Raw genomic sequence first — 13,319 nt, 5'->3', positions numbered from 1 at the left:
GGCGCTCGCGTCTCGACTCTTGCCGCCGACGACCTGTCCGCGTTCCCGGCGGCTCGTCGGCCTGGAACAGATCGGTGATCTGCCATGGACGTTCAGATCCCGTCCTGGCTGAATGGCATCTTGGAGTTCCTCGTCGGTCAGCGGTGGCCGGTCGGGAGTGAAGGCGGTTTGCGGGCCCACTCCGCCGAGTGGGAATCTCTGCGTAATGCATTGGACACGGCCCGCGAAAAGGTCGTGCAGCAGCGGTCCGCAGTTCCGGATGTGCTGTCCGGTAGCTTCGCGGACGGGGTCGACGAGTCACTCGGGAATGTCATTGAGAACATCGACAGTCTGCGTGACACGGTCGAGGAGATGCGTAAGGACCTGAAGAACGGCGCGGCCGACCTTGGTGAGGCCAAGGCGATGGTCGTCATTCAGTTGGCGCTGCTGGCGATACAGTTGGCGTGGCTGATCGCCTCGCTGTGGGGGGCGCTCGCCATCCCGGCGGCCATCGCCGGGACGCGGGCGATCGTCACCGCGATCCTCCGTCAGATCTTCGTCGAGGTGGCGCAGGAGCTGGCGCAGGAGCCGCTGCTGATGCTGCTGATCCAGGCGATCCAGGAGCACCGGGACTACCGCGAGGGCATCAACTGGGATGCGATCCGCGACGCGACCATTCAGACGATCATTCAGGCCGGTGCGGCCGGTGTGACCAACTTCGGTGCCCAGTCGCTGGTCCGGTGGGGCGCGGGGAGATGGGCGAGGGTCGATCGGGCGCTGCCCGACGGCACCGTGTTCATCAAGAACCACTGGACGTTCCGCGCCGGGGCGATCGCCACCAAGGGCGGTGCCCAGGGGGCGGTCGCGATTCCCGCCGAGTTGGCTGGGCAGGCCGCGGTCGGTGCGCCGATCGAGGTGCGGTGGGGGACCGCCACCAGTGCCTTCGTGAGCGGTATGCACGAGTCGAACGCGGCGACCCCCACCGAGCTCAAGGAGTCGGTGAACCTGCCGTCGGTCACCGGATGGGACCGCGCCTTCCGGCCGCTGTCCGACGACGACGGTGTGATCGCCGACGACGGCAGCGTGGTCAGCGACGACGCGACGGTGATCGGCGACGACGGCAGCGTGGTCAGCGACGACGCGACGGTGGTCGCCGACGACGGCAGCGTCTTCAGTGACGGCAGTGTCTTCAGTGACGACGCGACCCTGGTCGCTGACGACGACAGCGTCATTGGCGATGACGGCGTCGTCGGCGATGACGAGGACACCACCTGGATCGGGGACGTCACCGAGCAACGGTTGCTCGGCGACGACGGATCGAGCATCTGGTCTGACGACGACTCCCAGGACTGGGCAACCGACGACGAGGACGACCGGCTCCTCGACTACGCAGCGGCCAACATCCTGCCGAGTAGCGGAGTGCCTGGTCTGGTCGGGTTTGGCGGCAGAATCCAGGCCCAGCAGCAAGGGTTCGCCGGGCAGGGGAGCGTCGGGGCTGTCGACGGGGTGGGCGCTGGCCGTGGGGCGGCGGACACGCCGGCTTCGGGCGGCGACGATCGGGCCGGCGGGGTACCGGTCACCAGTTCGCTCGGTGACCTGGTCTCACCGGTCGACGCCGGCGGCCGGGTCGACGGCGAGGACAGCTCCATCGGTTCCGTCGGTTCTGTCAACAGCCAGATCGGCGGTGGTCCGGCCGGTACGGACGCCTTCCGTACCGCCAACGGGCAGCCCGAAGCGTCGGTCGTCGACGGGGAGATGAACGGCGCTCCGGCCGCCGGCGAGATCGCTGACCAGAACGGTGGGCAGGCGGCGGATCAGAACGGCGCCGGCGGATCCGGACGGACCGGTCCGGTCACCGGTGTCCTGGGCGGCGGTGCCGTGGCTGCGCAGACAGCCGAGGGTGGTACGCGTTCCGGCGACACCGCCGGGCGGACTGAGCCGTCTCAGCGCGGCGAGACCGGCAGCGCCCGCCAGTCGGAGACCCAGACCCGTGCAGGGGAGGGCACCCGGGGCGGCGAGGGCACCCGGGTTGGCGAGGGGAGCCGGGGCAGCGAGGGGAGCCGTGCCGGTGACAGCGTCCGGCCCGGGACGACCGAGGCCCAAGGTGCGGCTGCCCCGTCGCCGGAGACGGTGTTGCCGGAGACGGTCTCGGCGGAGAACGGCAGCCCGCCGCCGAGTAGTTATGCGGATCCGGTCGCTGGCGATCCGGTCGTCGCGCCGACGACCTTGGGCGACCCGGATCTTTCGGCGGACGGAGCCGCCCCCGATCCAGTGCAGGTCGCGCCGGATGACTCGGCCGAGCAAGCGTCGAACGAGACCGTCGGTGGTGGTCAGCCGCGCTCTATCCAAGTCGGCAGCGTGGACGTTCGGAACACCTCGGTGGTCCAGTCGGACGCACCGGCGCCAGTGGCAAAGGATTCCGGTGCGCAGCGGGCGGCGGCCGCCACCCCACCGGCGACCGCCAGCCCACCGGCGACCAGCACTGCACCCACCGCCCCCAGATCCTCCGTTGACGAGGATGCCGTCGGACGCCAACCCGAGGGGCTCACCCAGTTCCTCACCTCGCAGGACGTCGCCGACGTCGACGACCTCGGGGCGGTGGAATCCGAGGCGAGTGAGACGGAGACCGGCGCCGCAGCGGTCCCGACACTCACCCCCGACCAGCGGGTATCCGCTGTGGATCAGTCACGGCAGCCCACCGCCGAGGTCCCGGCGAGCGCTGCCGAACGGACGGTCCGTGACCCGGGGCGCCAGCAGCCCGAACAGGCGGCCGCTGGCCGGCAGACACCGCCGGCGGTGGAGAGCGCGACCCCGCCGCGTCCAGCCGAGACCCGTAGTGGCGACGGGGCACGTGGCGACGGGGCACGTGGCGACGGGGCACGTGGCGACGGGGCACGTGGCGGCACGACACGTAACGACGGGATAGACACGGAAAGCGACGACCCGGTCGGTCTGGTCGGCGTACCGATGCCGCTGACCACGACCCGGTCGCCAGCCGCCGGGTCGGCGTCAGATCCCGGCTCGCGTCCGACGGACAGCGACCGGGAGACGGCGTCGGTAGCCACCGATCCGCTGAGCTCCACCGACCCGACAGCGGATGGCGGCCCGTCCGGTGCCCGGTCCGCCGTTGACCGGTTCGCCGCTGACCGGTCCGGGGAGATCTTCGGCGTGGCCGACCAGGCGATGCGGTTCCTGGCCGCGACGCGACTGCCCGGCTTGCTCGATGCCGAGGTGGTCGGCAGCGGCGGGGATCCGGTGCTGCGCCTGCGGACGGACCGGGGCAGCGCGGCGTACGGCACCGACACCGGTCGCATCCCGATGCGCCTGGTCGATGGGCCGCCAGCGGGTGCGCCTGAAGGCTCGGTGCTGTCGCTGCGGGACGACCCGGACGGGGCCGAGATCCTGATCAGCCGGGGCGCGGACGCTGACTCAGTGGCGGCCCAGCTTTCCGGGGCGGTGGCGGCCTGGCTGGCCCGTCGCCCCGCACCGGACGGTGCGCGTCGCGACGGCCTCGGACGGGCGGCCGCGATCGAGGGGATCCGGTGGGAGCTGCGAATCATGCAGCTGCGGCCCGGTCGACGGACAGACCATCTGGGCCGGACCGACTGGCAGACCCGGCCGGCCGGGAAGGTGGCGACGTCGCTGCTGCTCGACGGCTCGTCGCGGGACGTGGCGGCGGCTCGGGCAGAGACGCTGCTTGCGGCCCACGAGGGTGTGCTCGATACGGCCGACGCGCTGCTGGTGCGCGAGGAAGTACGGCGGAACTTGTCGGCGGTTCCGCCGGGTGATCCGTTTCCGGCCGTCGGACCGCCGCCGCCGTCGGTTCCCCGGTACAAGCCTGCGCCGCCACCTGCGCCGACGACCGGTGAGGTGGCTCGCGCGGGCCGGGCTTCCCGGGCTGGTTGGGTGCCGGTGGGACCGACGGTGGACCGGGACAAGTTCCTGGCCGCTGATCCGGATCTGGAACCTGTCAAGGTCAATCCGACGCAGTCCGGTACGAACTGCGTGTTCACCTCGATCGTGAGTGACATGGTCTGGCGGTCGAAGCGGTTAGGAATCGGCGGCCGGTACGAGGCACCAGAGTCGGTGGCAACCCAGATCGGAGTGCTGGCGTGGTACGCCAACGCGGAGCTGCGCGACGTCCAGGGGATTGACGCGATCGAGGCGGCGATGGCGGACGCCTCGCCGGGCGCGTCGGGAATCGTGGTGGTGAACGGCGCGGATGGTGCGGTGGCGCACGCGTTCAACGTGTTCCGCGATGACGACGGCCGGGTGGTGTTCTGGGACAGTCAGGTGACCTGGGACGATGGGTCGGGCAGGCAGGCGTGGGTGCCGCCGGCGGTGTCGCGGGTCCGGTTCGTCGCGACCGGCGGGGTGGTGCCGACACCGGCAGCACGCGACGTACCGCCGTCGCGGCAGTCGCCATCCGGGGATGACCAGGACCGCGTCGGCGTATCGGGCCGTACCCCGACCGGTTCCGCTGCCGTCGGGTCCGGCACCCCGACGGCCCCGTCGACGGCGCGGCGGGTCAGCAGGGGCGCTGCGGCGGACACCGTCGCGCAGTTGTACGGCACCGTCCCGCAGTTCCACCCGCCAGCCGGCGCTTCCGACGCCGTACGCGACCGGGCCGCCGCCGGGCTGATCGCTCGCGTCGCGGGTGGGCCCGACGGCGTCGCGGCGCTGCGGTTCGCCGAGGCGACATCCGACGAGACGTACCCGGAGGCGACCGGTACCCGCCTGCCGGCCGAGGCGGCCAGCTACGACCGGGTCGAGCAGGCGATGCGGCAGGCGCCGCCGGGATCTGCCGGTGTCCTGTCGACCTGGACCACGCCCGATGCGCCGCCGACGCGCACCCTCGTCCATCGCCCGGGCGAGCAGCCGGACGTCGTGACATTCGTCGATGTGGTGACCCGTCAACCGGCCGGGTTGCCGGCACATCCATCCGAGATCCGCTTCATCCCGTTGCACCAGGCCGGCCCCTTGGCGTTGCTACGTGCCGCGGAGCTGGACCCGGCGGTCGCCGTGGACCGGATCGTCGACCGGTACCAGCGTTGGGCCGACCGCAGTTGGGCTGCGGTCCGGGACCTGGCCGAGGGTGGCCATCCGGGCGCCGCAGCCGTCGTGGACAAGCTCGGCACGTTCGTCAACGACCTCGACGCGGTGCGGGGCACCAGCGGTGACGGCACACCCGACCCGGCCCGGGAGCTCCTGCTCGCTGCCGTGCTGAACACGTACGACGACGCCCGGTCCGGCATGCGGTCGGTCCCCGGGACGATCCCGCCGCCGCCGTTGGCGGCGCTGCTGGCCGGTCCAGCCGATACCACCGCCTCGGCGTTGCCCGACACCGATCTCGAACTGACGTCGGCGCAGGCGTTCAGCCGGTGGTCGCGGGAACACGACGAGCTGACCAGGATCCACACCGAGCTCGTCGATGCCGCCAACCGGCTCGACCTGGCGACCCGGCGGCATGCCGAATCGGAGCGTCGCGTCGCGCATCATCAGTCCCGGATCGACCGGCTGTCGGCTCAGCTGCGCGAGATTGAGCACAAGCTGGCCGAGCTGCGAGGTCGGATCACCGAGCAGGAAGGGGACGTGCGCGCCCTCCAGGGTGACCTTGACCGGACCCGGGACGAGCTGAGCCTGGCCGAGACGGAGATCGGGAACACTAAGACCGAGCTGGAGACGTTGAAAGAGGAGGTCAAGGAGGCGGCTGAGGCGCTCGTCGAGTTCGACCGGACCCAGGCGGCCCTGCCGCCGGACGAGCGTACTCCGGCGGACCGACTGCCACTCGAATCCACCAGCGTCCGAGCTGGCGAGGCAGTGGAGAGCAAACAGCGACAACTGGCCGCCGCCGAGGAACGGGTCGAGTCCCTCGAATCGGAGATCGGCCGGCTTTCGCAGCTGCACCGGGCCGCCAGCGAGAAACTGACCATCAGTCGGGCCGACGAGACCAGCTTGGACGGCCAGCTGACGTCGCTGCGCGAGCAGGAGACGGAAGCCCGGACAGCGTTGCGCGCAGCGGAGAGCGAGGAACAGACCCGCGCGAGTACGTTGGAGGTCAAGCGGGATTCGTACGATGCTTCGGCGTCGCGGTTGCAGCAGCAGTTGCCTGTGGTGGAGGGCTGGGAGGCGCGTCGCCGGGCGCAGGCCGATCTGACCGACCTGGGCAGCAGCATGTCGATGCTCGACACGAGCGGTCAAACGATCGTCACCGGCCCGGACGCGGCGAACATCCAGAAGGAGGCGCTGGCCGCGCTGGACGAGCACTGGCGGTCGGGGCGGCCGGACAAAGCGGCGCGGGAACGCATCCGGCAGGGCGTGCGCCTCTTGACCACCGCCGAGGCGCTGGGCCGGGACGGCCGGCAGGCCAGCACACCGAGCGGCAGCGCGCATGTCATCGGCGCCGGCGACGACGCCGTCCGGGTCACCTTCTCGGTGGAGATGGTCCGTCGGGCCGATGAGGCGTCTACCGGGACCCGTACGGCGGGGGTCGAGGGGGAGACCCGCAGCCACCACGACACGAGGTTCGACACCAGCCAGACCGCCCGGACCAACCGGAACCTGGTGATCCCGTTCGGGGCCATCGCCGGCCTGCTCAACAAGATTCCGGTACTGCGATCGCTGAACCCCAGCCTTTCGCTGAACATGATTCACAACCAGCTCTCCCGCCAGATTCAGACCATGTTCGGCGTGTCGCATTCGCACATTCACCGAGTGCGCGAGCCGCACTATCCGCACAGCTACGACACTGTCTGGCGGGTCCGGGTCGAGTCGGCGAACGTCCCGTTGACCACTCCGCCGTCGACGACAGCGCGGACGGCGCCCTCGGACGCGGCACCGGTAGCGCGGCCGGTGGTCCGGACCGTGCAGTCGGCCGAGCCGACGACCGTGATGTTCGCCGAACACCTGGCGCGCCCGGGGGGCCCGCACGTCGACGTCGAAGGGACGTTCGAGAGTCGGGCCGCGCAGTTGACAGATCAGCCGGTGGCGATCCTGGACGGCGTACACGACCCGGGGTGGCTCGAACGTGAGTTGCGCAGCCGCATCGCCGTGTTCGACAGGCTGAATCCCGAGTCGCAGCGCAATCTGCTCAAGACGGTGGGTAGCTCAAATCTGTCCGGTGGCTTCGGCAGACTGCGGCGTACGGGCGTGCTGTCCGAGGCCTTGTACGACCGCGACGGAAAGTTCGTCGGGGTCCTGCGGCTCAAGGCACAACCGGCGCCGGCCCGCACGGTCACCACGTCACCCGTTACCCGGATCGATCTCTTTCAGCAGAACCAGGTGAGCGAGAGCGGCTCGGCGGGCCTGACGAGCAGCGGTGGGGTCGGCCTCGGAGTCGGCGGGAACCTGGTCGACGTGAATGCGTCGATGGCCGACACCGCGACCTGGGGCACATACACCCTGGGCCAGGCAGGTGTCCAGGTCCGGGCATCGCTCGGCGACGGTCGCTCCCAGCAGTCCGGCGGATCGGCATCGTTCATGCGTGGCTGGCAGAACGGCAACACGCCCGACGGAAAGCTGAACCCGGCTGAGGTCGCGGACGTCGACATGGTGTGGACAGCCGAACTGATCGATGGCAGGCGGTCCGTCGCACCGGTGTCGTTCGAGGGCCGGGCCGCGCAGCGCCGCGGTGGACGGGTGCGGTGGGTGCCGGTGGCCCTGTCCGGAGCTGATGACCAGATCCACCCGCCTGCCGAACTCGAGCACGGGGGCACCGGGTCCGCCGGGCATGCCACCTTCAGCGACTTCCAGACTGTCCCACCGGCCGCTGGGCTCGGCGTGGACCAGCAGGTCGAACAGCAGCTCCGCGCACACCACTTCCTTCCGGAGGGGCCAAATCCCAGCCCGGAACAGGTCCGGAACCTACACCGGTTGCTTCAGGTGACCAGTCCGGACTTCCGCGAGGCGCACTTCGACGAGTTGGACGGCGACTCGATCTGGATCCCGTTCGAGAAGAAACACTTCGCCGAGGTCGAACGGGTGATGGTGCGGTGGAAACTCAGTCGCGACGGCGACGCCGTTCACCGGGGCCTGACCGACGGTGGCCGACTCCTCTTCGGGGTCGACGGAAGCACTCCGATGACCGCCGAGCGGCAGTCGGGCGGCTCCGTGTCCGCCCGGGTCGATGGCAGGGTCATACCCGGTGTGCGCAAGAACGCAACCGATGTCCTGGCCTCCGTCCCGATCACCGTCGGCCCGTACGAGCACCGCCAGGGGACGCAGCATGAGACGCCGATGGGTTCGACCCTCGATCGTACGACGATCTTCGCCTGGCCGGACGAACCGGTCCACGCCTTCGACCTGCCCCGCCGGCTCTCGGCAGAGATCTACCAGGCCGGCGACAACGGCCCCTCCTGGACCACCGCGACCGACCCGGACAGCGGGCCCGCTGATCAGAGCGTCACCGTCCGGGCCTGGTTGCCCGACCTGGTGGTGCTGCACGGTCAGCGGGCGCCGGCACCGACCAAGCCAATGCCGCGCCCGGTCACCGATGCCGACCGGGCCGGCCTCAACCGACGGCCAGACCAGCAGTACGGGCTACCGCCGGGAACTACCACAGTCGCCGGTGCGCCGGCACTCAACCGGATGTTCCAGCAGTTGGCGAAGACCGTGTTCGGCGCGCCGAAGGGCAGCGTGCACAGCTGGTTCACCGGCTACAGCCCGGCCAGCGAGGCTTCGCTGTCGGCGCAGGCCCGGCGGGCGTTCGTCAGCCCCGCCCGGCTGCGCGACAAGCTCGGGCAGATGCTGGCCGGCTCCTACACGAGCGAGCAGACCGTGGAGGAGGGTCAGGTCTCCATGTCCGAGGGTTACCTGGAGCTGCAGGCATACCCGGGGCGCCCCAGCTACCGTCCACCGCGGGCCGGGAAGGGCCTGTCCAGCGTCTACTACGAGGATTCCCAGTCGATCACGGAAGGGGGCGGCGGGAGCCGGACCGTCAGCCGTCGGGACCGGGGTGACGGATCGGTCTCGCTGATGCTGGTCATCGGAGGGCACCGCGTCGAGGTGCCGAGCCTCGGCGGCCGCGCGAGCATCGACCGGTTCCAGCAGGACGGCGAGATCGAGAGCTCCACGGACGTCCGTACGTTCACCAGCCTTGACGAGTCGTATCAGGTGCACATTCCGGTGACCTTCGTCGGCACCCTGCACGGCGCGCCACGCAACGTCGCCACCACGGCCGCCTCCGCCGTCGGTCTTGACTCGTCCAGCGAGGCGCAGTTCGCGGTCGACGTGCCGGACGCGATCCAGCCGTACCTCAGCTTCGAGGAACTGGTCACCCTGTGGCAGGCCCGGACCGCGCTCGGCGAGGACGGACCACCGATCGACGGTCTGCCCGTGGATCTGACGACCCGGATCGAAAGGGCAGCCGCCCAGCGGCAGGCCGACGAAGTCCTGCGGAGCGCCCATCAGACCCCGATCGAGGATGGTGTGCGCTACCCGCCACGCCGGATCGCTGCCCGGCTGGGTCTCGGCGACGCCACGATCGTCAATGTCACCGAGACCGGCGGACCGGTCGGGCAGCGACCGGCACCGGGCCAGCCCACGCCACCGGTCGGGCGGACCGTCGTCGGGCCGAGCCGCGAGGTGAATACCGGCGAGGCGGAGCGGCTCGGGGTCCTGCAACAACACGACCCGGGTGGCGGCGGAAGCGTCATCGAGCTGGGTAGTCGGCCACAGACGACCGGAACCGAGGGCCCCAGCACCGAAACCCCGGCCGTACCGGGCGTCGAGGAGGCCCCGAATCCGTCGAGCCGGAAACTGTTCCGCAGCGGGCTGGCTCTCGTCGAGGAGCAACTGCCCGGCGTCACCCTGCCCGGCTCGGATACGTACATGCCCGGAGTCCGACAGGGCATCGCCGACATGAGCGCGCCGAGCGCGGCTGTAGCCGGCATGGTCAAGTACTTCAGTTCCGGATCGGCGTTCGGCCCTGTCGTCATCAACTCCAAACCGTTCACCACCACCCGCCATGGCCATGCGGTCGAGGGCCGGGTCGAACTGCTGGCAAAGCCGGCAGATGGGTTCGACACGGTAGACGGCATCAGAAACGTCTTCGGCCGCGAGCTGACCACAGCTGGTCTCGAAGGCTACAGCGCCGTATCGAGATCGACGTCGACTGCCGACGGTAACCTCCTGGTCCTCGGCGGGAGCAGTGCGGTGCCGGTTGCCATACCCGGGGGTGGCAACCTGCGATGGCACACCGCCCGGGTCGCCGCCACGCTGCTGGACGAGACCGGGCGTGCCGACTCGCAACGACAGACCGAGACGGATCAGTTCACCATCCGTAACAGCGATCCCTCGGTCGACTTCGACATTCCAGTGCAGTTGGCCATCCGGGTGCAGTTCAAGCCACTGAGAAACTCGCTGGCGAACGCCGCCCTCGCCGCCCTCACCGGCGATCGAGCGGCGACCTCGGACTGGGTCGACGCGAGGGCGAAAGTACGCGCGTCGATCAGCGACACCAGCCCCAGACCGATCCAGGTCGTTGCGCCCAACTGGTTGGCCGCAGCGCAGGTGTTCAGCACCGACCCGCGCCCACGCATGCCGGAGCTGGCCCCGTACGACCCGGTGACGCCGGCCGTCCGGGTCAGCTGGTTCAACGGCCATGATCAGCTGGTAGCGGCGGCCCGACAGGTGCTACCACAGGTCAACGAGACCTCGGACGGTCGGCGGGACGTCGACAGTTACCTTGGCGGACCGACCCGCGAGGCCAACGTTCATCGACTGCTACGCCCGGCCGGAGCCGAACGCACCTTCACTCCGGACTCGGGAATTCTCGTCGATCGTCAGGCGACGTTGCGGATCGAGCCGGTCGCCGCCACGCCCTGGGAACTGTCCGACGACCGGGTCGACGGCGACCCCACCCCGTTCGTCGTGGGCACCGGCGGGCGGGGGGTCATCGAGCACTCGCCGATCAGTTCGGCGAAGGCCGGCTCGGCCAGCATGGCCGCGCGTGAAGGCGTCGTCCAGGGTGAGTTGGGCGCAACGATCTGGACAGCCCGTGACCAGGTCGCCCCGGCGTTCAGGACTGCACCGGGCAACTTCAGTACGGCAAACATCGACTACCTGACGCTGTCGGCCGTCGGCGGCGAGCAGGTAGCGCCAGGCTCCACAGTAAACGACGGTGACCGGCGTGCCCGGCGGCTCCCTGGCCAGCACGCTGACGCCACCAACCCGCCCAACGTTCTCGCCCACCGCAAAGTGCTGTTCAAGGTGACCGGCACTCCCGGCTCACCGGCGCGGCCGAGGTCCGGCCGGTCCGATCCACCCGGCGCGGTCCGCTGGGTGGTGGCGATGGTCGAGGCCAGGGTACCCGTCATCGACGTGCCAGGGCTCGTTCCCGCCGATCGAGCCGACCAGCAGGGCGACCAGCCGCAGGCACTACCGCGCGACGCCGCAGCGGCGGCTCGCCAGCGGCAACTGTTGACCGAGTTGACCGCGCCGACCACCGACTCCGGCCCATCGACTAGCGGCAGGCGACGGGCCGGCGACGGGGTGGGCCGCGATCCGGCGGACCCCGACCCGGCCGCTTCTGGAACGTCTGTCAGCGGTGCCGAGGACCTGGCGGCTGGCGGCGGCCTGGAAGGCGAGCGCACCATGCCTATCACCCTGGTGCGGGAGTCGCTTGACTCGGACAGTGGCGAGGTCGAGCCCGACAAGGTCAAAGGCCAGGCTCTTGCCTCCGATCCAAGCGGCACTTACCAGGTCATCGTCGAGACCAAGCATCTGTACGAGCAGGAGGGTGACACCGACGAGTTTCCATACGGTGCGGTCATGCTGGCACCGACCGACGACAGCGAGTTGGTCGAGTTCGTCATTCCGGAGCTGGTCACCGGAGTCCTGCAGACTCTCGATGAAGAGCAAGGTCGCATTAGAAATGACGACGCTTTCTGGGATCGTCTAAAACGGCTGGAGAGCAGCTTCGAGAACGTCGATGGTCATCCGGGAATGATGGATGACGATCTGGCCGGCGCCATCGTCGATGGTGGTGCGCGACTGGAAACGCTCAATATCGAGGGCGACACCGTCGAAGTGGACGGGTACATCGCAGCGCCGCCAGCGGGGGATGCTGGTGCCTGGCACTGGCATATAACGATGGGTGTGCCGATCGAGGGCATCTTTGACTTTCTCGCCCACGTGGCAGAAAACACCTGGCGCGATCGATCTGTCCGGTACTCGTCGCCCATTGGTGAGATCGGTTATCGGTCGAAGGAGAACCTGGAGTGGGCGCTCGAGTTTGCCGAGCGTGAGGCGGCCATATTGCGGTCGCGCCTCGGTGACCCGTCAGACCGGGTGATCGGCGCGTTCAAGGGTGTGCTCGCGCTGATCTACACACATTCGGCGGCCTTCGCTGACGATCTCGGAAACGACGCTCTGGCAAAGGCGCACCTTGGGGTGTTGTCTCGACAACCCATGGCGTTGTACGTGAACCAGCTCCCGGACTGGGTCCGCAGCTATCTCGCGAACTCGGCAACGCGTATACACGATCGATTTGCCGAGTTCTACTCGGAGCGTAGTGATACTCTCTGGTCCCGGCTAGCGGCGAAAGGTGTCAGACGGGAAAGTCCCGGCGAGCCGTGGACCATGTCCAATTCTGGGACGGGAACAACCTTACATGGATACCTGGTCGCCGCGCTCACCGGCGATTCCGTGAGCCAGGACAAGTTGGCTCCGATGAGCACTATCGACCAGTTGGACACCGACAACGGGCGGCTCGCCGTGCCGCTGGGCGTCCTGGAGGTCCGCTCGTACGGTGCACGCCGGGGGACGGTTGCCGACGCTCGTCGTTGGTTCGGCACCCTCGCCGGTTTAGCGAAGTCGGAGTATGACCAGGTGAAGAGCCTGCCTGCGCTGCGGGACGAACCTCAGCCGGGCTCGGACGATCTCGCTGGTGCCGGTCCGATGGACTTCTCGGACACGGCGGCGCAGTTCGGTCTCCAACCGTTGTCCTACCGGCCGACGGATCTGGCCAGTGTCGTCGCGGCGTGGGAGCCGTACCGGGTCGGGTGGGGTTTGAGTTCCGAGCCGCATGTGGCGGTGTGGGAGCCCGATGGCAGTGTCCGGACCGAAGGTGATCCGACGCGTCCGCAGATTTCGGTGGCCCGGGTCGGCGATGGTTACCTGCCGTTGGGGTATCTCGGTGGCGGGGTCGTTCCCGCCGAGTTGTCGGCGTCGGAGGTGGCGTCCGGCCGGGTGACTGTGGCGCTGTTTCCGTCGGCCCCTCCGGCGGACCCAGACCTGGGCGCGGAGGCCACCACCGCTCACCTGGCGGGCGAAGACAGGGAACCGGAGGTGAACCCGCGGTTGGCCGCGGACCGGGACCCGGAGCTCACCACCGCTCACCT

General features: G+C 69.6%; 1 protein-coding gene (only partly in view). It reads left to right on the top strand.

Features of this window, described 5'->3' with window-relative positions; translation table 11 throughout:
* Positions 1 to 84: 84 nt before the first annotated feature.
* Positions 85 to 13,319, top strand: the beginning of a protein-coding gene (locus tag EDC02_RS25690) for a toxin glutamine deamidase domain-containing protein (protein ID WP_123604161.1). 29,905 nt of this gene lie beyond the right edge of the window; 13,235 of the gene's 43,140 nt are visible here — the first part of the coding sequence; its start codon is at positions 85 to 87; its stop codon lies off the right edge, out of view.

This window comes from Micromonospora sp. Llam0 (assembly GCF_003751085.1).
GTDB lineage: Bacteria > Actinomycetota > Actinomycetes > Mycobacteriales > Micromonosporaceae > Micromonospora_E.
This window is presented reverse-complemented; position numbering and strand designations above follow the sequence as displayed.